Annotated in this window: 22 protein-coding genes; 15 read left to right on the forward strand and 7 right to left on the reverse strand. The window is 64.3% G+C overall.

Annotated elements, in window-relative coordinates; all coding sequences use genetic code 11:
* Positions 1–21 precede the first annotated feature (21 nt).
* Entirely contained in the window at positions 22–1,221 is a 1,200-nt protein-coding gene (locus tag LB523_RS03350; RefSeq protein ID WP_224600917.1) for an MFS transporter, read from the forward strand.
* Here LB523_RS03350 and LB523_RS03355 read toward each other — a convergent pair.
* On the reverse strand, positions 1,190–2,380 hold the full coding sequence (locus tag LB523_RS03355; RefSeq protein WP_224600918.1) for an aromatic ring-hydroxylating oxygenase subunit alpha: 1,191 nt from the start codon (positions 2,378–2,380) through the stop codon (positions 1,190–1,192). The genes LB523_RS03350 and LB523_RS03355 overlap by 32 nt on opposite strands.
* A 103-nt stretch (positions 2,381–2,483) precedes the next feature.
* Here LB523_RS03355 and LB523_RS03360 point away from each other — a divergent pair, with 103 nt between their 5' ends.
* The 3 genes from LB523_RS03360 (at position 2,484) to cobO (ending at position 4,476) form a co-directional block, all read left to right on the forward strand.
* Positions 2,484–3,170 (forward strand): gamma-glutamylcyclotransferase, encoded by a 687-nt coding sequence (locus tag LB523_RS03360; protein WP_224600919.1) that lies wholly within the window; start codon positions 2,484–2,486, stop codon positions 3,168–3,170.
* A gap of 129 nt (positions 3,171–3,299) precedes the next feature.
* The gene (gene cobU / locus LB523_RS03365; protein WP_224545475.1) at positions 3,300–3,845 is read left to right on the forward strand and encodes a bifunctional adenosylcobinamide kinase/adenosylcobinamide-phosphate guanylyltransferase; all 546 of its coding nucleotides are present in this window, start codon (positions 3,300–3,302) and stop codon (positions 3,843–3,845) included.
* Position 3,846: 1 nt separating this feature from the next.
* Positions 3,847–4,476, forward strand: coding sequence for a cob(I)yrinic acid a,c-diamide adenosyltransferase (gene cobO, locus LB523_RS03370; RefSeq protein WP_224600920.1), 630 nt, complete (start codon positions 3,847–3,849; stop codon positions 4,474–4,476).
* Here cobO and cbiB read toward each other — a convergent pair.
* Positions 4,473–5,462: an adenosylcobinamide-phosphate synthase CbiB gene (gene cbiB / locus LB523_RS03375; protein WP_224600921.1), complete on the reverse strand. Its 990-nt coding sequence runs from the start codon at positions 5,460–5,462 to the stop codon at positions 4,473–4,475. The genes cobO and cbiB overlap by 4 nt on opposite strands.
* Between cbiB and cobD the strand changes: the two genes are divergently transcribed.
* Together cobD and LB523_RS03385 are read left to right on the forward strand one after the other, a co-directional pair.
* Complete coding sequence (gene cobD / locus LB523_RS03380; protein WP_224600922.1) at positions 5,461–6,516, forward strand: threonine-phosphate decarboxylase CobD; 1,056 nt, start codon at positions 5,461–5,463, stop codon at positions 6,514–6,516. The two genes, cbiB and cobD, sit on opposite strands and share 2 nt — an antisense overlap.
* Positions 6,513–7,022 (forward strand): tyrosine phosphatase family protein, encoded by a 510-nt coding sequence (locus tag LB523_RS03385; RefSeq protein WP_224600923.1) that lies wholly within the window; start codon positions 6,513–6,515, stop codon positions 7,020–7,022. Before cobD ends, LB523_RS03385 begins: the two co-directional genes overlap by 4 nt.
* An 18-nt stretch (positions 7,023–7,040) precedes the next feature.
* Here the strand turns inward: LB523_RS03385 and LB523_RS03390 are convergent, their stop codons facing one another.
* Both LB523_RS03390 and LB523_RS03395 read right to left on the reverse strand, forming a co-directional pair.
* Positions 7,041–7,838 (reverse strand): creatininase family protein, encoded by a 798-nt coding sequence (locus LB523_RS03390; protein WP_224600924.1) that lies wholly within the window; start codon positions 7,836–7,838, stop codon positions 7,041–7,043.
* A gap of 62 nt (positions 7,839–7,900) precedes the next feature.
* Complete coding sequence (locus tag LB523_RS03395) at positions 7,901–8,284, reverse strand: RidA family protein (protein ID WP_224600925.1); 384 nt, start codon at positions 8,282–8,284, stop codon at positions 7,901–7,903.
* 252 nt (positions 8,285–8,536) lie between these two features.
* Here LB523_RS03395 and LB523_RS03400 point away from each other — a divergent pair, with 252 nt between their 5' ends.
* From LB523_RS03400 to LB523_RS03440, 9 genes are all read left to right on the forward strand, one after another.
* Positions 8,537–9,541, forward strand: coding sequence for an ABC transporter substrate-binding protein (locus tag LB523_RS03400; RefSeq protein ID WP_224600926.1), 1,005 nt, complete (start codon positions 8,537–8,539; stop codon positions 9,539–9,541).
* A gap of 15 nt (positions 9,542–9,556) precedes the next feature.
* The gene (locus LB523_RS03405) at positions 9,557–10,378 is read left to right on the forward strand and encodes an ABC transporter ATP-binding protein (RefSeq protein WP_224600927.1); all 822 of its coding nucleotides are present in this window, start codon (positions 9,557–9,559) and stop codon (positions 10,376–10,378) included.
* Complete coding sequence (locus LB523_RS03410) at positions 10,365–11,216, forward strand: ABC transporter permease (RefSeq protein ID WP_224600928.1); 852 nt, start codon at positions 10,365–10,367, stop codon at positions 11,214–11,216. The genes LB523_RS03405 and LB523_RS03410 overlap by 14 nt, the downstream gene beginning before the upstream one ends.
* Before the next feature lie 75 nt (positions 11,217–11,291).
* Entirely contained in the window at positions 11,292–12,590 is a 1,299-nt protein-coding gene (locus tag LB523_RS03415) for a cytosine deaminase (protein WP_224600929.1), read from the forward strand.
* 2 nt (positions 12,591–12,592) lie between these two features.
* A complete protein-coding gene (locus LB523_RS03420; RefSeq protein WP_224600996.1) occupies positions 12,593–13,996 on the forward strand; it encodes an FAD-binding oxidoreductase in 1,404 nt (467 codons plus the stop codon).
* Positions 13,996–14,577, forward strand: coding sequence for an NAD(P)H-dependent oxidoreductase (locus LB523_RS03425; RefSeq protein WP_224600930.1), 582 nt, complete (start codon positions 13,996–13,998; stop codon positions 14,575–14,577). Before LB523_RS03420 ends, LB523_RS03425 begins: the two co-directional genes overlap by 1 nt.
* Positions 14,577–15,164 carry an NAD(P)H-dependent oxidoreductase gene (locus LB523_RS03430; protein ID WP_224600931.1) on the forward strand — a complete coding sequence of 196 codons (588 nt, stop codon included), beginning with the start codon at positions 14,577–14,579 and terminating at the stop codon, positions 15,162–15,164. Before LB523_RS03425 ends, LB523_RS03430 begins: the two co-directional genes overlap by 1 nt.
* A gap of 73 nt (positions 15,165–15,237) precedes the next feature.
* Complete coding sequence (locus tag LB523_RS03435) at positions 15,238–15,471, forward strand: hypothetical protein (protein WP_095764901.1); 234 nt, start codon at positions 15,238–15,240, stop codon at positions 15,469–15,471.
* Complete coding sequence (locus LB523_RS03440) at positions 15,468–15,671, forward strand: type II toxin-antitoxin system RelE/ParE family toxin (RefSeq protein ID WP_224600932.1); 204 nt, start codon at positions 15,468–15,470, stop codon at positions 15,669–15,671. Before LB523_RS03435 ends, LB523_RS03440 begins: the two co-directional genes overlap by 4 nt.
* Before the next feature lie 141 nt (positions 15,672–15,812).
* Here the strand turns inward: LB523_RS03440 and LB523_RS03445 are convergent, their stop codons facing one another.
* From LB523_RS03445 to LB523_RS03455, 3 genes are read right to left on the reverse strand one after another with little or no spacing between them, the layout of a single operon-like run.
* Positions 15,813–18,260: an FAD-dependent oxidoreductase gene (locus tag LB523_RS03445; RefSeq protein WP_224600933.1), complete on the reverse strand. Its 2,448-nt coding sequence runs from the start codon at positions 18,258–18,260 to the stop codon at positions 15,813–15,815.
* Positions 18,257–19,438: a pyridoxal phosphate-dependent aminotransferase gene (locus tag LB523_RS03450; RefSeq protein ID WP_224600934.1), complete on the reverse strand. Its 1,182-nt coding sequence runs from the start codon at positions 19,436–19,438 to the stop codon at positions 18,257–18,259. The genes LB523_RS03445 and LB523_RS03450 overlap by 4 nt, the downstream gene beginning before the upstream one ends.
* Positions 19,438–21,891 (reverse strand): FAD-dependent oxidoreductase, encoded by a 2,454-nt coding sequence (locus LB523_RS03455; RefSeq protein ID WP_224600935.1) that lies wholly within the window; start codon positions 21,889–21,891, stop codon positions 19,438–19,440. The genes LB523_RS03450 and LB523_RS03455 overlap by 1 nt, the downstream gene beginning before the upstream one ends.
* Positions 21,892–21,893: the final 2 nt, after the last annotated feature.

Genomic DNA, 21,893 nt, shown 5'->3' on the forward strand with positions numbered 1-21,893 from the left:
GATTCACGTTTCGGAGGGCCGATGTCCACCCATGTGCGCCATCCGATCTGGCTTCCGGCCCTGCGGCCGGCGGACGCGCGCACCTTCGCCTCACTCTATGCGGTTGAATCCTTCGCCCGCGCCACGATCTCCAGCGTGATCCCGATCCAGGCCTACGAGATCCTGCACAATGAGCGGATCGTCTCGGTCCTCTACACGATCGTGTCCCTGATGGGCCTCTCGGTCACGCTGTTCATGCCGGTGCTCATTCGCCGCTTCGCGCGGCGCTGGGTCTACACGGCAGGCTGCGTGCTGCTGGCGCTCGGCTCCGCCTTCTTCATCACCCACTCGCTGCCCGGCCAGATTGCCGGCATGCTGTGCCGCGTCATGGGGGCGAGCGCGCTGTCGATCACGCTCAACCTCTACATCATGGATCACATACGCAAGACCGACTTCATGCAGGCAGAATCGCTGCGCATGGCATGGTCGATGTTCGCCTGGACCGGCGGGCCGACGCTCGGCATCTTCCTCTACACCCATTTCGGCATCTATGCCGCGCATGGCGCGGTCGTCGTGTTTGCGTTCGCGCTGCTTTGCCTGTTCTGGTTCTACCGGCTGAGCGATAACCAGTCGATCCGGCCCGGCAAGTCGCGGCCCGCCAATCCACTTGCCAATATCGGCCGCTTCGTGAAACAGCCAAGGCTCAGGCTTGCCTGGCTGATCGCCTTCGGCCGCTCCTGTTTCTGGACGACGTTCTTCGTCTACGGCCCGCTGTTCATGGTGATTACCGGCCAGGGCGAGCTCGCCGGCGGCTTGCTGGTTTCGGCCGGCAACGCGCTCCTGTTCGCGGCGATCTTCTGGGGCAGGGCCGGCAAGCGCTTTGGCGGGCGCAAGGTCATGACTTTCGCCTATTTCGCCATGTCGGCCATGCTGTTTGCCGCGGGCGGAATCGGCGAGGCGGCGCCGTTGCTCACGGGCGCGCTGCTGCTCTGCGGCGCGCTCTTCACCATCGCGCTCGACGCGCTTGGCTCGACCGCCTTCTTGCGCTCAGTACGCTCTTACGAGAAGGCGCAGATGGCGGCGGTCTACCGCACCTATCTCGATTTCTCCGAGCTGACGCCGCCGCTCGTCTATTCGGTGGTGCTCGCCTTCTTCGGGCTGGGCTCGGTGTTCGTCACGCTCGGCATCCTGGCCGCCTTCTGCGGCTTCGTCACCTGGCACTACCTGCCGAAGGCGTTTTGAACGCTGCGTGACGGCCGCGCACCCAATCGTGGAAGCGGTGCAGATCGTATTCCTCCGGCATCAGCACGCCGGCCTCGTGGCGCATCGAGCGCAGCCCCTTCTGGTTGATCTCGCAGATCACGGCGTCTTCTTCGAGCACCTGGGTGCCGAAGGCGACGATGTTTTCGACATCGGTCTCAGCCAACGCTTCCGGGGCGAACAGCCATTCGGCGGTGAGCTCGGTCTGCTCGGGACCGAGCGGGGCCAGCCGCACGGTGCGCATGTAATCGACATGGCCGACGATGAACATCGAGGGCAGCGAGGTGGCGTAGGTCTGGCCGGCGGCGCGCTCGGCCGGCGTCAGGCCGGAAAAGACCGGGCCATGGACATGGCCGTCTTTCGACCAGGTTTCGGCGCCGGGGCGCAGCCGGCCGGAGAATTCCGGGGCGTCATTGTCGGAGTGGCGCGCCCATTCGGGATCGTCATGCCTGGCCATCAGGCCGCGGCCGTAGATCGGCACCAGTCGCGACAAATCCTTATGCACGCCCGGGCAGTGCAGGCATTCGTTGAAGTTCTCCCAGAAGACCTTCCAATTGCAGTTCATCACCCTGGTGAGCCGGTGACCGGTGACGAGCGTCTCCAGCGGCCAGTTGGAAAGATCGCCGGAGGCGCGGTCAAAGGCGCTTTCCGCCGAGCCGTCGGGATGCTCGGCGAGGTTGACGAAGACGAAACCGCGCCAAACCGAGAGCGCCACGCGGTAGAGCGGATAATCGGCCTTGTCGAAGCCCTCGGGCAGCGATTTCGACGGCACACGCACGAGATCGCCGCGCAGCGAATAGGACCATGCGTGGTAGGGGCAGGTCAGCAGTCTGGCTTTCAGCCGCCCGGCGCTCTCCTGGCAAAGCTGCGAGCCGCGATGCCTGCAGGTGTTGTGGAAGGCGCGCAAGGCGCCGGTCTCGTCACGCAGCACGACGATCTCCTGGGTCCCGATGCGCACCGTGCGGAAGGCGAGGGGTTCCGCGAGATCGGCCTCGCGGCAGACCATCAGCCAGCTTCGGTACCAGATGGCGTCCAGATCGCGACGATACTCGTCGGCGCCCCAGTAGGAGGCGGACGGCAAGGTCGACTGGAGACTGGTCAGGCCGTTGTAAGGCGCGCGTTCGCTCGGATCGGGCTGCATCGGCTTCTCCGTGGCTGCCGACAGCCGACACCCGGGCCAAGGAGTTGTCAATCGCGAGGCGCCCGCATAGTTTCGGTCGCGCAGGAACCTTAAGGTCGCGCGCATGCTGCCAAGAACCATGTCGCTTACCGAGGAACTGGTCGCCCGCTGCTTCCGTGCGGTCGAGGATGCGGGACCGGATCCCGATGCGGCGCATCTGGATGACAGCGACTATGCGGCGATGACGCGTGAGCTGGAGGCTCAACTCCTGGCCAACGAACCGCTCTGGCTGTTTGGCTACGGCTCTCTGATCTGGAAACCCGAGATCGAGCATGTCGAGGAGCGCGTGGCGCTGCTGCGCGGCTGGCACAGATCCTTTTGCATGAACATGACGCGTTGGCGCGGGACCAAGGAGAGTCCGGGTCTGATGATGGCGCTGGACCGTGGCGGACAATGCAAGGGCGTCGCCTTTCGGCTCGGCGACGGCGACAGGCGGGAGCTGCTCGACAAGCTCCTGCGGCGAGAGGTGACACTGAAGCCGACCAGCTACCATCCGCGCCTGCTCGATATGACGAGCGATGGCGGCCCGCTGCGGGCGCTGGCCTTCGTCATCAACCGCCAGGGCACCACCTATGCCGGTCCATTAAGCGAGGAAGCGGTTGTCGAAAGGCTGGCGACCTCCTGCGGCCATTGGGGCTCGGGCGCCGACTATCTCTACAACACTGTGAAGAATCTCGAGCAGCGCGGCATCCACGATACGCATTTGTGGCGGCTGCAGCAGCTGGTCGCGGCGCGGATTGCCGGCTCGTAGCACCGCAAGTCGCGCCGCAATCGCGCCGGGCGGTGGCGGAATTGGGTTTGCCGGTGGTTGCGCTTCTGCCTAAGGTTCGCGCACCGTCGGCCTCTGGGCCGCGACACGATTCCAACCTGGAAGGCAAGAATGACCGGCGCGACAGCCGCGAGCGGCAATAGAGCTTCTGATGGGAAGCTGACCTTCATCCTGGGCGGTGCCCGTTCGGGCAAGAGCACGCATGCCGAGGCGCTGACAACCGCCCATCCATCGCCCTGGACCTACATTGCCACGGCGCAGGCTTATGACGACGAGATGCGCGAGCGCATCGCGCTGCATCGGTCGCGGCGCGGCGAAGGCTGGGTCACCGTCGATGCGCCGCTCGATCTGGCGGGCACAATCGAGGCTTTGCCGACCCACCAACCTGTGCTGATCGATTGCCTGACATTGTGGCTCACCAACCACATGCTGGCCGAACATGATGTCGAGGCAGAATGCCGGCGGCTCAAGGATGCGCTGTCGCGGCCGCGCGGTCCATGGTTCGTGGTATCCAATGAAGTCGGATTGGGCATCGTGCCCGACAACGCGCTGGCGCGCCGGTTCCGCGACGCCGCGGGCCGGCTCAATCAGCAGGTGGCGGCCGCTGCCGACAGCGTTCTCATGATGGTGGCGGGATTGCCACTCAAGGTGAAGTGACATGGCCGAAATCGAAGACAAGACCATTGATGACAAGGACGCCGAGCGCCACCGCGCCAAGATGGCCAAGCGCAAGGCGGTGCAGGATGCCGAAGTGGCCGGCAAGACGGTTGAAAAGGGGCTGCTGATCGTCAACACCGGGCCGGGCAAGGGCAAGACCACGGCCGCCTTCGGCCTGGCGCTGAGAATGCTGGGCTATGGCAAGCGCGTCGGCGTCGTGCAGTTCATCAAAGGCAAATGGCATACCGGCGAGAAGGATGCTTTCGCGGCCTTCGGCGACCGAGTCGTGTGGCATGCGATGGGCGAGGGTTTTACCTGGGAGACGCAGGACCTGAAGCGCGACATCGCCGCCGCCGAAGCCGCCTGGGCCAAGGCATTGGAGCTGATGGCCGATCCCTCGATGAGCCTCGTTGTGCTCGACGAGCTCAACATCGCGCTGCGCTACGACTATCTCGACCTGGAAAAGGTGGCCGCAGCGCTGAAGGCGCGCCGGGGCGACCTGCATGTGATCGTCACCGGCCGCAACGCCAAGCCGCTCCTCGTCGAGGCGGCCGATCTCGTCACCGAGATGGGGCTGACCAAGCACCATTTCGCCGCCGGCGTGAAGGCGCAGCAGGGAATTGAGTTTTAGCCGCCGATCAAGATGGTCAGGTAGATCACGATCGCCGAGACGACCGCGAATAGGCCGAGCAGCAGCCAGTCGGCTACGCGATAGAGCTTGAGCGCCTGGCGGATGTCGGTGCTTTCGGCCTCGCGGCGGCCGCCTTCGCCCATGAAGGCGTCCTCGACGACTTCGCCGCCATAGCTGCGCGGTCCGGCGAGAGACAGGCCCAGCGCGCCGGCCATCGCAGCTTCCGGCCAGCCGGCATTGGGCGAACGATGCTTCCTGGCGTCGCGCCGCATCACCTGCCAGGCGCCATGCGGATCGGCGCCCGGAACGAGAAATGCCGCCAGCACGATCAGCAGGCCGGTGAGCCGCGATGCGGGCAGGTTGATGAGATCGTCGAAGCGGGCGGCCGCACGGCCGAAGGCTTCGTATTTCGGCGTGCGGTGGCCGATCATCGAATCGGCGGTGTTGGCGGCCTTGTAGGCAGCACCTCCGCCCAGTCCGCCGATGCCGGTCCAGAAGGCGGGCGCAACAATGCCGTCCGAAAAATTCTCGGCCAGGCTTTCGATCGCGGCACGCGCGACACCGCCCTTGTCGAGCTTTTCCGGATCGCGGCCGACAATGCGCGATACGGCGATGCGGCCGAGGGTCAGGCCGCCGGTCTCCAACGCATCGGCGACGTCCTCGACATGCTCCGCGAGGCTCTTCTGCGACAGCAGCGAGGAACCGAGGATGGCGGCGATGACGAGGCCCGTGGGGAACATCATCCAGAGCAGGACATGCAGCGCCAGGCCGATCAGGCCGGGCACCAGCAGAATGACGAGCAAGGCCTGGACGCCGCGGCGGCGACGCAATTCGTCGGAATCCGTAGCGTGGTTGAGCCGGCGATCGAGAAAGGATATCAGCCTGCCGATCCAGGTGACCGGATGGCCGATGGCGCCGAACAGCCAGTCCGGGTAGCCGAGGGCGCGTTCGATGGCGAGTGATAGGAAAGCGATCAGGACGGACATGAAACTTCTAAGCGGAGCGATTGCAGCGGTTGATCATGGCGGCAGCCTTGGCCGGGCAAACGCGCTTTTTCCTCATGCGCCAAAACCTTTCGTGGACCTCTCGACAGGTATCAATCCGCACTCCTATCCGCTTTTCGACCTGCCCGCCACAGCGCTGTCCCGATTGCCGGAGGCAGGACAACTGCGCGAATTGGCCGAAATTGCGGCCAGGGCCTATGGCGCGCCGTCGGCGGCGCATGTGGCGGCGGCGCCCGGCACGCAGATTCTCCTGCCGCGCGTCGCTTCGCTGCTGCGGCCAGGCAAGGCGCTGGTGCTCGGCCCAACCTATGCCGAACATGCCCGGGCCGCGGCTATCGCCGGCCATGCGGTCGCGGAGGTCAGCGATTTCGACGCGCTGGCCGAGGCGGACCTTGCGGTGCTGGTCAATCCCAACAATCCGGACGGGCGGGTGATCGAAAAGGCCCGTCTGCTCGACCTTGCGGCGCGACTTCGCGCCAAGGGCGGGCTGCTGGTCGTCGACGAAGCTTTCATGGATGTCGGCCCGATCGAGCAAAGCTTGGCCGGCGATGTCGGGGAGGGGGGCATCGTCGTGCTGCGCTCCTTCGGCAAATTCTTCGGCCTCGCCGGTGTTCGGCTCGGCTTCGCGCTGGCGGATCCGCTGACGGCCGAGCGGCTGGATGTGCAGCTCGGGCCCTGGGCGGTCGCCGGCCCGGCGCTCGAATATGGCATCCGCGCCTTGTCGGATGCGGCGTGGCAGGCGGATGTGCGGCAACGCCTGGCGCAGGATGCCGGGCGGCTCGACGCGCTGCTTGGCCGATTCGATGTTCCGGTCGCCGGCGGCACCAGCCTGTTCCGCTATCTGTCGTTTCCCGAGGCCGCAGGCCTTTTTTCGGCACTTGGCTCGAGCGGCGTGCTGGTCCGCCATTTTGCCGAGCGGCCTCAAGTGCTGCGTGTCGGTTTGCCGGGCAATGAAGCGGAATGGCAACGCCTCGAAGGCGCCCTTGCCACGTGGGCCGCGCGGCGCAAGGATGCGCCAAAGGAGTTCGGGCAATGATCCACGTCTGTTCGCTGTCGAAGGTCGACGAGGCCGTGGCAAGGACCGGTGCGCAGCGGTTGTTGTCGCTGCTCGCCGCAGGCACCGAAGTGGTCCGCCCGGCCTCGATCCTGTCGGAAAACCACCTGCATCTGGTCATGCACGACATCGCTGTCGCGCAGGAAGGCATGACGATGCCCGGCGAGGAGCATGTGCGGGCCTTGCTCGATTTCGCCTATCGCTGGGACCGGGTAAAGCCGCTGGTGGTGCATTGCTATGCCGGCGTCAGCCGCTCGACGGCGTCGGCCTACATCATCGCCGCGGCGCTGGCGCCCAAGCGTGACGAGATGGAGCTCGCCCGAACGCTGCGCTTTCTCTCGCCGACGGCTACGCCCAATCCACGGCTGATCGCCGTCGCCGACACGCTGCTTGAGCGCGACGGCCGCATGATCGCGGCGATCGAGGCCATCGGGCGCGGCGCCGACGCGTTCGAAGGGATACCCTTCGAACTGGGGATCGACGCCTAAGTCAAAGCGGACCAGCCACTACGACAGCCACTCGGCAAGCTTCGCTTTGCGCACATCCCTGACCAGGTTGATAAAACCGTCGGCCTGCATTTCCGCCGTCAGCCGGCCCTTCTCGGCCGTGGCGATGGAGGCGTCGCCGACCACGCCGTTCGGATTGAGGTCGCTGGCGATCCAGGCGAAGGCATGCGTGCCGGTGTGGCGCAGCAGGGCGAATTCCTTTTCGGCGCGGCCGACATTGGAGACGAAATTCTCCGCCTTGCTCATGTCGACGAGGTCAGGCCGGAAGTGCAGCATCAGCGAGGTCTCGACATCGCCGCCATGGATGCCGTGACGGTCCTCGAGCTCGGTGTACATGCCGGCCGGGCGGCCGAAGCGCTGCCAGCTCGTCTTCACCGACAGCATTTTGGCGCGCACGCGCAATTCGCGCGAAATGATGCCCATGATCTCTTCATTACCGCCATGCGAGTTAACGACGATCAGCTTTCTTACTCCGGCGCGGGCGACCGACAGGCCGAGTTCGGTCCAGGCGTCGACTAAGGTGGTGGCGGGCAAGGTGAGCGTTCCCGGCGCATGCAGGTGCTCGTTCGACTTGCCGACCGCCTGCACCGGCAGGATGCGGATGTCGAGATCGTCGGGCAGGCGCGCGATCACCGTCTCCAGCATGCCCGCCATGATTGAGGTGTCGGTCGAGACCGGAAGGTGCGGGCCGTGCTGCTCGATCGCCGCCACCGGCAGCACGGCGATGGTCGCTTCGGCGTCGATCGAGGCGTATTCGGTCGTCCGGTAATCGCCCCACCACACGCGTCTTGTCGTCACGTTTCGTCTCCCGATTGGTCTGCCGTCCGGCCTGAAGGTCTAGAGCCTATCCCCTGAAACAGCTAGCCCGCTGCCAGAACTTCGACCTCGACCTTGAATTCCGGGCGGGCGAAGCCGGAGACGATCATCAGCGTGGAGGCCGGCGCCGGATCGGAAAAGAGCCGGTTGCGGACATCCATATAGGCCTGCAGGTGCTCGCGGCCCATGACGAAGGCGTTGATGCGCACGATGTCGTTCAAGGTCAGCCCGGCCTCGCTCAGAATCGCGGCGATGTTCTTGAAGCAGAGCTCGGCCTGCGCGCCGGCGTCCTCCGGCACGGCATCGTCGGGGCCGATTCCCGATTGACCCGAGCAGAGCACCAGGCGCTTTCCGGCCGGTATTTCGACGCCGTGGCTGTAGCGGGCGAAAGGCGGCTTGATCGACTTGGGGGCGAGGTATTTGAGCATGGCATTCTCCTGTCGGCCGACAGCCTAGTGGCGGATTCATGAAACATTCAAGATGCCGTGGACGCCGCCAGGAGCGATTATGGACAGGCGTCCAAAAAATAGGCACGATGCCTCGCGTACGGCATGACCCGTCCGGTCTCGGCAACGACTGCCGCACGAGCAGGCGGCCCTGGCGGTGGCATGTGTCTTGCTTCTTGAATCAATGGTGTCGAGCCAGCGCGTTGCGCGCCGGAGCCAAGAGAGGGTGAGTTTATGATCGGACAAGGAAAGATCCTGGCGGGCGCCGTCGCCCTGCTGGCGGCGGGCACGCTGGGTGCGGCCGCAAACGAAAAGGTGACGTTCGGCACCAACTGGCTGGCCGAGCCGGAGCATGGCGGCTACTACCAGGCGATCGCCGACGGCACCTATGCCGCCTGCGGCCTTGATGTCACCATCATGCAGGGCGGCCCGCAGGTCAGCGGCCGGCCGATGCTGCTTGCCGGCAAGATCGATTTCTACATGGGCGGCAACCTGCTGTCGGCCTTCGATGCCGTGCAGCAGGGTATTCCGATGCGCGTCGTTGCCGCCGATTTCCAGAAGGATCCGCAAGTCATCATGTCCCATCCGGGAGAGGGGCTGGACAAGTGGGAAGACCTGAAGAACGCCGACCAGTACATCATGGGTGACGAAGGCGCGCAGACCTTCTTCCAGTGGATGGTCACCGATCTAGGCTTCGACGCCGCCAAGCGCGTGCCCTACACGTTCAATCCGGCGCCCTTCATCGCCAACAAGAAGTCGATTCAGCAAGGCTATGTGACCTCCGAGCCGTTCGCGGTGCAGAAGCAGGGAGGCTTCACGCCGAACCAGTTCCTGCTTGCCGACAATGGCTGGGACACCTATGCGACGACCATCGAGGTGATGCAGGATACGATCGACAAGCGGCCGGAGGTGGTCCAGTGCTTCGTCGATGGCTCGGCCAAGGGCTGGTACAAGTACCTCTATGGCGACAACAAGGCCGCCAACGACATGATCAAGAAGGACAATCCCGACATGACGGACGAGCAGATCGCCTTCTCGATCGAGCAGTTGAAGAAGTTCGGCATTGTCGATTCGGGCGATTCGGAAAAGCTCGGCATCGGCACGATGAACGAAGCCCGCATCCAGAGTTTCTACGACAAGATGGTCAAGGCCAAGGTCGCGCAGCCGGGTCTCGACATCAAGAAGGCCTATACGCTGGCCTTCATCAACAAAGGTGTCGGGCTGGAGCTGAAGAAGTAAGGCGGCCGGCCTGAGATGATCCAGGAGAAAGTGGCTGAGACGCCGGCGGCATCGGGCGAGGCTCCGATGCTGCTGGCATTACGCAATGTCGGCAAGGTTTTTTCCAACGGCGTGACGGCGCTGAGCAAGGTCGACCTGGCGATCCGTGAAGGCGATTTCCTGAGCCTGCTCGGCCCCTCCGGTTGCGGTAAGTCGACGGCGCTCAGGTTGATCGCGGGTCTCTCGACGCCGACCTCCGGCCAGCTCGACTGGCGCGGCTCGATCGACCGCTCGAACATCGGCTTCGTCTTCCAGGAGCCGACGCTGCTGCCCTGGGCCAGCGTCTTCGACAATGTCTGGCTGCCGCTGAGGCTGAAGGGCGTGTCACGCGCCAAGGCGGAGCCGGCCGTGATGGAGATGCTGTCGCGCGTCCACCTCACCGGCTTCGAGAACGCCGTGCCGCGCGAGCTTTCCGGCGGCATGAAGATGCGCGTCTCGATCGCGCGGGCCATGGTGACGAAGCCGCGCATCCTTCTGATGGACGAGCCTTTCGCCGCGCTCGACGAGATCACCCGCTTCAAGCTCAACAACGATCTTTTGGAGCTGTGGCAGGACGAGCGCTTCACCGTCGTCTTCGTCACCCACAGCGTCTTCGAGAGCGTGTTCCTATCCAGCCGCGTCGTCGTCATGGCCGCGCGGCCGGGCCGCGTCCATGGCGAACTCCCCATCAACGCGCCCTATCCGCGCGACGAGGCGTTCCGCACCTCGCCGGGCTATGCTGCGCTTTGCCGGCAGGCCTCGGGCGTGCTGGTCGACGCAATCAACTCAACCGCCGGATCGCAAAATGACGGCCATTGAAGACAATGTCCTGACGCTCGATCCGGAAGAGGCGCGCCGCGCCCGCCAGGAGCGGCTGGAGCGCATCGGCAAATGGGTGCTGCCGCTGGCGATCATGGTGCTGGCGATCGTGCTGTGGGACCGCATCTGCGTCTGGAACGAGATCCCGCAATATATCCTGCCGCGGCCGGCCGTGGTGCTGCAGACGCTGCACAACGATGCGGGGCTGTTGTTCTCCTCACTGCTGGTGACGCTCAGGATCACCTTTTTCAGCTTGGCTCTCGCCGTGATCGGTGGCGTCGGACTGGCGGTGCTGTTCGCGCAATCGAAATGGGTGGAGATGTCGTTCTTCCCCTTCGCCATCGTGCTGCAGGTGACGCCAATCGTCGCCATCTTCCCTTTGATCAACATCTATGTGGACAACCAGACCGTCAAACTGCTGCTCTGCGCCTGGATCGTCGCCTTCTTTCCGATCCTCTCCAACACCACGCTCGGCCTGAACTCGGTCGATCGGAACCTGCGGGACCTGTTCAAGCTCAACGGCGCGACGCGCTGGCAGCAATTGCGCTATCTGCGGCTGCCGGCGGCGATGCCCTATTTCCTCGGCGGGCTGAAGATCGCCGGCGGCCTGTCGCTGATCGGCGCGGTGGTGGCGGAATTCGTCGCCGGCGCGCAGGGGCAGTCATCGGGGCTCGCGTCCCGCATCATCGAGGCCGGCTACCGGCTCAACGCGCCGCGCCTGTTCGCGGCGCTGATCCTGATCTCGCTCACCGGCATCCTTATCTTCCTGGTGCTGTCGCTGGTGTCGCATCTCATCCTGCGCCGCTGGCACGAGAGCGCGCTGAAACAGGAGCGGTAAGGTGCGCGATGCAATTGAGAATAGTGAGGCGCCCATTTGGGCACCAGTTCTGCATAAGACAGCGGGGGCCAGACCTTGATACCAACCTCTGGTTCTTATCGCCTGGTTAACGTTCGGCTTCATCGATCGCTCACGCCGGATCTTGCCGCCGCCTTCGATCCGGATGGGTTTGCGCTTGCCAACATTATCATCACCAACGGCAAGATCGCCGATCTTGCCGCGCACGACCGGGCAGAGGCGCACCCCGGCGCGATCGACCTTGCCGGCCGCATTGTGATGCCGTGCTTCGTCGACTGCCATACCCATATCGACAAGGGCCATATCTGGCCGCGAAAGCCCAATCCGGACGGCACTTTCATGGGCGCGCTCAATGCCACCGGCGCCGACCGCACCACGCGCTGGAGCGCCGAGGATGTCGCGCGCCGCATGGACTTCTCGCTGCGCTCGGCCTACGCGCACGGCACCAAGGCTATGCGCACGCATCTCGACAGCGTGCCGCCGCAGGAGGAGATCTCCTGGCCGGTGTTCGAAACGATGCGGGAAAAATGGCGCGGGCGCATCGAGCTGCAGGCGGCCTGCCTGCTCGGCATCGAAGGCGTGCGCGACAAGGCCTGGTTCGAACGGTTGGCGAAGCGCGTCGCCGCGGCCAAGGGCGTGCTCGGCGTCGTCACCTATATGGTACCCGATCTCGAGGAACTGCTCGACAAGGTGTTCGCCCAGGCGATCGAGCATGGGCTCGATCTCGATTTCCATGCCGACGAGACCGACGATGCCGCGGCCATCTCGCTGAAGAAGATCGCCGAGGCGTCGCTGTGGAACGGTTTCGAGGGCAATATCCTGGTCGGCCATTGCTGCTCGTTGGCGCGCCAGCCGGACCTCGAGGTGCTCGACACGCTGGACAAGGTGGCGAAGGCGCGGCTTGCCGTGGTGTCGCTGCCGATGTGCAATCTCTATCTGCAGGACCGCCGCAGCGATCACACCACCCCGCGCTGGCGCGGCGTGACGCTGCTGCACGAGATGAAGGCGCGCGGCATCAAGGTGGCGGTTGCTTCCGACAACACGCGCGATCCCTTCTACGCCTATGGCGATCTCGATATGCTGGAGGTCTACCGCATGGCGACGCGCATCCTGCATTTCGATCACCCGGTCGGCGACTGGCCGAAGGCTGTAGCGGCGACGCCGGCCGAAGTGATGCGGCTCGACGGCGCCGGCACGCTGGCCGCCGACGGCAGCGCCGACTTCGTTGTCTTCAAGGGGCGGAGCTGGACCGAATTGCTGTCGCGGCCCGAATCGGATCGCATCGTGGTGCGCGACGGCAGGGCGATCGAACGCCAACTGCCCGACTATGCCGAACTCGACGAACTGATGGTGTGATGATGGATATCGCAGCGCTGAAGCGCGATCTCGAAGGGATCAAGCTCGACGACCATCCGGCCATCGTCCAGCAGAAGAGCCGCGACTTCTACTGGTACAGCCCGGTGCTGAAGGCGCAACTCGATCACATCAAAGGCGACCTGATCGTCACGCCGAAGAACGAAGATGAAGTCATCCGCGCGCTTGCCGCATGCCACAGGCACGGCGTTCCGGTGACGCCGCGCGGCAGCGGCACCGGCAATTATGGGCAGGCGATGCCGCTGTCGGGCGGCGTGGTGCTTAACCTCGCCGAGATGAACGAGATCAAGACGATCGCGCCGGGGCGGGTGGTGACCGGGCCGGGCGCGGTGCTGGCCGACATCGACAAGGCGACGCGGGCGCATTCCGGACAGGAGCTGAGGCTCTCGCCCTCGACCTACAACACCGCCTCGATCGGCGGCTTCATCGCTGGCGGTTCGGGTGGCGTCGGCTCGATCAATTTCGGCGGCTTGCGCGATTTCGGCAATGTGCTGCGGCTGCGCGTCGTCACCATGGAGGCCGAGCCCAAGGCGCTCGAGCTCACCGGCGAGGACCTGCACAAGGTGACGCATGCCTATGGCACCAACGGCATTATCACCGAGGTCGAGATGCCGCTGACCGCCGCCTATGATTGGATCGACGTTATCGTCGGCTTCGACAAATTCATGGGTGCAGCCCGCTACGGCAACGCGCTTGCCTGCCAGGACGGCATCCTGACCAAGCTGATCACGCCGATCGCCGCACCCGTGCCGCAGCTCTATTTCAAGCGGCACCAGAAATTCCTGCGCGAGGGGCAAAGCATTTGCGTCGTCATGGTCGCGAAGCATGGGCTCGACGCCTTCCTGGCCTTCACCCGGCGCGCCGGCGGCGAGGTCATCTTCAATGCGGCGACCGCGACGGACGAGGACAAGAAGGGCCTGCCGCCGGCCTATGAGCTTGCCTGGAACCACACGACCCTGCGCGCACTGCGCGTCGACCCGTCGATCACCTATCTGCAGTCGCTCTATCCGTTCCCCAACCAGCTGGCGCTGGTCGAGACGATGGACGCGATGTTCACGGGCGAGGTGTTCTCGCATCTGGAATTCGTGCGGCTCGACGGCAACATCACCTGCTTCGGCCTGCCGCTGGTCAAGTTCACCACCGAGGCGCGGCTCAACGAAATCATCCGCCTGCATGAGGAGAATGGCTGCCCGATCTTCAACCCGCACCGCTACACGCTGGAAGAAGGCGGCATGAAGCAGACCGACGAGATCCAGCTTGCCTTCAAGCGCCAGACCGATCCGCAAGGGCTGCTCAATCCCGGCAAGATGATCGCCTGGGAAAACCCGGACTATGATTATCGCTCCGGCCGCACGTTCCTGTTCAAGGGATTGCAGAAGGCGGGGTGATGAAAATCCTCGTGCTTTACGCTCATCCGGTGGAGACCAGCTTCAACGCCGGCCTGCACGAGACGATCGTCGAGCGGCTCGCCGCGTCGGGGCATGCGGTCGACGACTGCGACCTCTATGCCGAGGATTTCGATCCAAGGCTGACACGCGCCGAGCGGCTCGGCTACCACGAGCCGCGCGGGCCGGACGACGCGGTCGCCGGCTATGTCGAAAGGCTGAAGAATGCCGAAGCGCTGGTGCTGTCGTTTCCGGTCTGGAACTATGGCTATCCGGCAATCCTGAAAGGTTTCTTCGACCGCGTCTTTCTGCCCGGCGTGTCGTTCAAGCTGGTCGACGGCAAGGTGCGGCCGACGCTGCACAACATCCGCAAGCTCGCAGCCATCACCACCTATGGCGGCAGCCGCTTTCGCGCCATGCTGATGGGCGACCCGCCGCGCAAGGTCGTCAAGCGCATGCTGCGGGCGACCATCAAGCCAGGCGCTCCCGTCTCCTATCTCGCGCATTATTCGATGAACCTATCCACCGACGAAACGCGCAAAGTCTTCATGGCGAAGGTCGCGGCGACGATGGACGCCTTCTGATGCGCGTGCTTGTGGTCTATTGCCATCCGGTGCCGGAAAGCTATTGCGCGGCTATCCGCGACATGGCGGTGGAGGTGCTGAAAGGACGGGGCTGGGACGTGCGGCTGCTCGACCTCTACGCCGAGAATTTCGACCCTGTGATGAGTTGCGAGGAGCGGCGCTTCTACAATGATCGCGCGCCGGAAGATCCTGCGCTGACGCCGCATTTCGAACATCTGCAATGGGCGCAGGCGATCCTCTTCATCTATCCGACCTGGTGGTACGGGTTGCCGGCGATGCTGAAGGGCTGGTTCGACCGCGTGTGGGCGACCGACATCGCCTTCAAGCTACCAGCCGGCAAGGGGCGGATCACGTCGCTGATGCGGCACGTCACCAAGGTCGGCGTCATCACCACCTGCGGCGCGCCGACCTGGTGGAGCGTGGTCGTCGGCCAGCCGGGACGCAAGACGATTTTACGCGGCATGCGGGCGCTATGCGCCACGCGCTGCAAGACGTTTTTCCTGGCGCACTACTTGATGGATGCCTCGACACCGAAGAGCAGGGCGGGGTTTCTGGTCAAAGTCCGCAGGACGCTTGAGCGGTTTTAGGAGGCCTTCAACTATCCTGCGGGATTGTGGCGAACGCCTTTTTTTATGCGGAAATGAAGTGCATAATAAGGGCATGACCAAGCTTTTCGAGCATGCAGTCCAACGTGTTCGCACCTTGCCTCCTGAATTGCAGGACGAGTACGCACGTGTCCTCTTGCGCCTCGCGGGTGAAGTGGGGGATGAACCTATTCACCAACTGAGCCGAGAGGAAAAAGCCTCGCTCGCAATGTCCCGAGCGCAGGCTGCGCGTGGTGAATTTGCAACCGACGAGGAAGTCCGCGCTGTTTGGGCGAAGCACGGCCTGTGAAGCTTCGTTACACGCCGGCGGCGTTAGCCGAGTTAGACGAGGTTCTCGGCAATATCGCGTTGCAGTCACCCAAAGGGGCGAAGCGGATCCAAGCCAGACTCCACGCAGTCATCAATCTATTGCTTGAACATCCTTTGGCCGGCGTTGCTACAAACGAAAGGCCGATGCGCCGGATTGTCGTGCGGCCTTACCCTACCTGATCTACTATGAGCCTTCCGCCGCCGAAATTGTGATTGTCGGTATCCGACACGGTGCTCGCGATCCGTCAACCATGCCGGACAAGTAATAGCGACTCTTGGTCACGCCTGCGGGCAATCCTGCCCGAAGCCGCGAGAGGAAAGCTATATCCTCACCCGTTCCGCCTTCGGATCATACATCGGCTTCAGCGAGGCTTCCGCCGTGAAACGCTCGCCGGCGATCTCCACCTCATAGGATGAGCCCAGCACATCCGCCTCGCTCTCGCCTTGGCAAGGCACATAGCCAAGCCCGATCGCGCCGCCGAGATGGTGGCCGTAATTGCCTGATGTGATCGGGCCGACGATCTTGCCGTCGCGCAGGATGGCCTCGTTGTGGAAGAGCAGGGGCTGCGCGTCCTTCAGGCGAAACTGCACCAGCCGGCGTGACAGGCCGGCTTCCTTCTTCCTGAGCACCGCCTCGCGGCCGATGAAACCGGCTTTGCTCGTCTTCACCGCAAAGCCGAGGCCCGCCTCCAGCACATTGTCCTCGTCGGTGATGTCGTGGCCGAAATGGCGGAAGGCCTTTTCAATGCGGCAGGAATCCAGCGTATGCAGGCCGCAGAGTTTCAGGCCGACATCGGCGCCGGCTTCGGTGATCTCCTCGAAGACATGGGCGGCCTGCTCGGTCGAGACATAGAATTCCCAGCCAAGCTCGCCGACATAGGTGACCCGGTGGGCGCGGGCGAGACCCATCCCGATCTCGATCTCCTGGAAAGTGCCGAACGGATTGGTCTCGTTGGAAAAATCGTTCGGGCTGACCTTCTGGATCAGTTTTCGCGCCTCCGGACCCATGACGCAGATCACGGCTTCGGCGGCGGTGACGTCGGTGATGACGACGAACTCGTCGGCGACATGCTTTCTCAGCCAGGCGAAGTCGCGCTGCAGCGTGGCGCCCGGCACGACCAGGAAATAGGCCGTATCCGAAAGCCGCGTCACGGTGAGGTCGCTCTCGATGCCGCCGCGCTGGTTGAGCATCTGCGTGTAGACGATCTTGCCCGGCGCCACGTCCATGTCGTTGGCGCAGAGCCGTTGCAGGAAGGCGCAGGCATCGCGACCCTCGACGCGGATCTTGCCGAAGGAAGTCATGTCGAACAGGCCGACGCCGTTGCGCACCGCGAGATGTTCCTCGCGCTGGTTGTCGAACCAGTTCTGCCGCTTCCAGGAATAGCGGTATTCGCGCTCCTGGCCTTCGCGCGCGAACCAGTTGGCGCGCTCCCAGCCCGCCACCTCGCCGAAGACGGCGCCGCGCGCCTTCAGGTGCTCGTGCAAGGGCGAGCGGCGCACGCCGCGCGAGGTCGCCATCTGGCGATAGGGGAAATGGTCGGCATAGAGCAGGCCGAGCGTTTCGGAGACGCGCTCCTTGAGGTAGCGGCGGTTCTTCTGGAAGGGCTGGGCGCGGCGGATGTCGACTTCCCACAGGTCGAACGGCGCCTCGCCGTCATTGATCCATTGCGCCAGTGCCATGCCGGCGCCGCCGGAGGAGACGATACCGATCGAGTTATAGCCGGTCGCCATCCAGTAGCCGGAAAGCTCGGGCGCCTCGCCGAGATAATAGCGGTCGTCCGGCGTGAAACTCTCCGGGCCGTTGAAGAAGGTATGGATGCCGGCGGTGCCCAGCATCGGCATGCGGTTGACGCCCATTTCGAGGATGGGCTCGAAATGGTCCATGTCCTCGGGCAACTGGTCGAAGCAGAAATCCTCGCGGATGCCGTCCATGCCCCAGGGTTTCGCCACCGGCTCGAAGGCGCCGAGCATCATCTTGCCGGCATCCTCCTTGTAATAGGCGCACTCGTCCGGCACGCGCAGCACCGGCAAGCGGGAGAGGCCGGGGATCGGCTCGGTGACGAGATAGAAATGCTCGCAGGCATGCAGCGGGATGGTAACGCCGTTCTGCCGACCCAACTCGCGCGCCCACATGCCGGCGCAGTTGACGACGATGTCTGTCTCGATCGTGCCTTGCTCCTCGCCCTGTGTCCAGGAGACGCCGGAGACGCGACCGTTCATCGTGTGAACCTTGGTGACCTTCACATTCTCGATGATCGTCGCACCCCGCTGGCGCGCGCCCTTGGCCAGCGCCATGGCGATGTTGGCGGGATCGCACTGGCCGTCGAGCGGCAGATGCACGGCGCCAACCACATCCGAGACGTTGAGATGCGGGTACATCTCCTTGACCTCGCGCGGCGAAATCTCGCGCACGTCGACATCGAAAGCGCGGGCGAGCGACGCCTGCCGGTAGATCTCGTGCTTGCGCTCCTCCGTCAGCGCGACGGTGATCGAGCCGACCTGGCGCATGCCGGTGCCGACATCGGTCTCGGCTTCAAGCTTGACGTAGAGATCGGCCGAATATTTCGCCAGTCGCGTCATGTTCTGGGAGCCGCGCAACTGGCCGATCAGCCCGGCCGCATGCCAGGTGGTGCCTGAGGTGAGCTGCTTTCGCTCCAAGAGCACGATGTCGGTCCAGCCGAGCTTGGCCAGATGATAGGCGACCGAGCAGCCGGAGACGCCGCCGCCGATGATTACCGCGCGGGCTTTGGCCGGGATGGTCTTGGTCATGCGGCCTCGCGGCGATAGTTGGAAGCGAAACGGCGAACGCGAAGCGCTGCTTCCTTGAGGACGGGTTCGGGCTGGCAGAGGCTGATGCGGATGTGGCCGGCGGCGGCTTCGCCGAAGCTCGATCCGGGCATCACGCCGACCTTTTCCTTGTCGAGCAGCGCCCAGGCGAATTTCTCGTCGTCGGGCTCGACCGCGGAGACATCGAGCATGATGTACATGCCGCCTTCGGAGCCGCGCACAGTGACTTCATTGGCGCCGCGTATGGCATCGAGGAAGATCGTGCGCCGCGCGGCGTAACGCTCGGCGATATCCTTCACGCCATAGTGGTTTTCAAGCGCCTCGGCGCAGGCGATGGAGATGAAGGCCGGCAGGCCGTAGGTCGTGACCAGATTGAGGTCGGTCATCAGCGCGATCATCGCTTTCGGCCCGGTCAGCCAGCCCATGCGCCAGCCGGTCATGCCGTGGCTCTTCGACATGGAGTTGATGACCAGCGTGCGCTCGGCCATGCCGGGCAGCGAGCGCGGCGAGATGTGCTCGCCGCCGCCGAGCGTCCAGTAAACCTCGTCCGACAGCAGCCAGAGATCGTTCTCCTTGCAGATTTCGGCCAGCTGCTCGAGCCGTTCGCGCGAATAGACGGCACCGGTCGGGTTGTTCGGCGTGTTGATCAGTATGGCGCGGGTGTTGGGCTTGAGCGCGGCGCGAATCATGTCCGCGCGAGGTTGAAATCCATCTTCGGCCGGTGTCTCGACCACCGTGAAGCTGGCGCCCGCGGCGCTGAAAGTGTTGGGGTAGGTGGCGTAATAGGGCGCGACGACGATGGCGTGGTCGCCCGGGTCGAGCACGCCCTGCACGGCGGCGTAAAGCGCTGCCTGGCCGCCAGGCGTGGCGATGACCTCGTCGGGTTCCGTGAGGATGCCGGCGCAAACGGTCGCGGCGGCGGCCATCGCCTTGCGCAGGCGCGGCAGGCCGGGCAGCGGCGTGTAGTGATGGTTGCTGCCGCGCACGGCGCTTACACAGGCCTCGATGGTTTCCGATGGCGTGTCGAAATCATGGTCGCCGACCGAGAGCACAATGATTTCTTCGCCGGCCTGCTTGCGATTCCAGGCGGCGAAATGGACCTCCCAGCCGTCCTTGCCCGAAGGCACGATACCGGTAATGCGCTTTGATGGCTTCGGCATCAGGCTCTCAACCTCTCATTCTTCGGATCCCACAGCGGCTCGTCGTTCTGGACGATGGCTTTGAAGCGATCGCCAAAAATCTCGACCTCGACCGCCGTGCCCGGCTCCGTGAGATCCGTGCGCAGCATGCCGAGCGCGATCGACTTGCCGACGCGGTGGCCCCAGCCGCCCGACGTCGTCTCGCCGACGATCGTGCCGTCGTGCCAGAGCGTCGACATATAGGGTGCGTCGCAGTCGCCGGGGTTCTCGACAACCAAAGTGACGAAGCGCTTCTTCACGCCCTGCTGCTTCTCGTTGAGGAGAGCCGCCTTGCCGCGGAAGTCTGGCTTGTCCCATTTGACGAAGCGCTCCAGGCCGCCCTGCAGGATCGAATAGTCGGTCGACAGATCGCCCTTCCAGGCGCGGTAGCCTTTTTCCAGCCGCAGCGAATCCAGCGCATACATGCCGAAGGGTTTTAGCCCGTGCTTCCGGCCGGCGGCCCAGACGGCATCGAAGACGGTCGCCGTGTCCGCGACCTTGGTGTGGATTTCCCAGCCGAGCTCGCCGGCGAAGGAGACGCGCACCAGCTTCGCCCAGCGCCCGGCAATGGTTGTTTCCTGATGTGTCAGCCAGGGAAGGGTCAGGTCCGCATCGCAGACCTCGGCAAGGATAGCGCGCGAGTTCGGGCCGGTCAGAATCTGCGTCGAAAATTCCTCCGTCCGGTCGGTCAGCGTGAAGGCCGCATCGGCGGGCATGCGCGACTTCAGCCATTCGAAATCGTGCCACTGCGCCACCGCGGCAGTGATCAGCGTCATCTGGTCCTCGCCATGGCGCACCACCGACATTTCGGTGACGATGCGGCCCTTGTCGTCGGCGAAATAGATGAGGCCGATGCGGCCGGGCTTCGGCACAAGGCCGGTGACCTGCAAGGCCAGCCAATCGGCCGCGCCCGGACCTTCGAGGTTGAAGCGCGAGAAGCCGGGCAAGTCGAGGATGCCGGCGGCGTCGCGCACAGCGAGGCATTCCTGGCGCACACGCTGCTGCCACGGGCCGTCGCGGCGGAAGGTGAGGGTAGACTCTTCGGAAGTATCATCGCCGGGTTGTGCGTACCAAGTCGCGCGCTCCCAACCATTATAGGCGTCGAGCTGGCCGCCCAGCGCCCTGATGCGCTCATGCAGCGGCGACAGCTTACGGTTGCGCCCCTCCGGCCAGGCGTGGCGCGGGAACTGGATGGCGTATTCGTTGCCGTAGATCTCCATGCCCTTGGCGACGCAATAGTCGGGCGCCGAGGCGAAGCTGGTGAAACGGCGCGGATCACAGGACCACATGTCCCACTCAGTCTGGCCCTCCGTCACCCATTCGGCCAGCACCTTGCCGGCGCCGCCGCCCTGCGCGATGCCGAAGGTGAAGACGCAGGCCTCGAAGGCATTCGGCACGCCGGGCATCGGCCCGATCAGCGGATTGCCGTCCGGAGCGTAAGGAATCGGGCCGTTGATCACCTTGGAGAGGCCGGCGGTGCCGAGGATCGGTACGCGGGCGACAGCGTCGGCGAGGTAATGTTCGAGGCGGTCGAGATCGTCGGGGAAGAGCTGGAAGGAAAAATCCTCCGGCATCGGATCGTTGTGGGTCGCCCAATGCGCGCGGCAATTGCGCTCATAGGGGCCGAGATTCATGCCGCTCTTTTCCTGGCGCAGGTAATAGGACGTGTCGACGTCGCGCAGCAGCGGCAGCTTGCGGCCCTGTTCCTTCGTCCACGCGGCAAGCTCCGGGATTTCCTCGAACAATATGTACTGATGACTCATCACCATCATCGGCACGTCGCGCCCAAACATCTTGCCGACTTCGGCGGCGCGGTAGCCTGCCGCGTTGATGACGATCTCGCAGCGGATCTCGCCTTGCGGGGTGGCGATCACCCATTCGCCGTTCTCGCGGCGCACGCCGGTGACCGGGCAGAAGCGGATGATCCTGGCGCCCATGTCACGCGCGCCTTTGGCCAGCGCCTGGGTCAGCTGAGCCGGGTCGATGTCGCCGTCGCTCGGGTCATAGAGCGCGCCCTTCAACTCATGCGTCTCGATGAAAGGATAGCGGCGCTTGATCTCGTCGAGGCCGACGACGTCGATATCCATTCCCTGGTAGCGGCCCATGCCCTTGGCGCGCTGGAATTCCTGCATGCGCTCCTTGGTATGGGCGAGCCGGAGCGAGCCGGTTACATGGTAGTTCATCGGATAATCGACCGCTTCGGCCAGACCCCGGTAAAGCTCGGTCGAGTAGCGCTGCATGTTCATCAGCGACCAGGACGAGGAGAAGGTCGGCACGTTGCCGGCGGCATGCCAGGTCGAGCCTGAGGTCAGCTCGTTTTTTTCCAGAAGCACGCAATCGGTCCAGCCCGCCTTGCAGAGGTGATAGAGCGAGGAGGTGCCGACGACGCCGCCTCCGATGATCACCACGCGTGCCGTGGTCGGCAAACCGGCCATTT

This window comes from Mesorhizobium sp. ESP-6-4 (assembly GCF_020164735.1).
GTDB lineage: Bacteria > Pseudomonadota > Alphaproteobacteria > Rhizobiales > Rhizobiaceae > Mesorhizobium.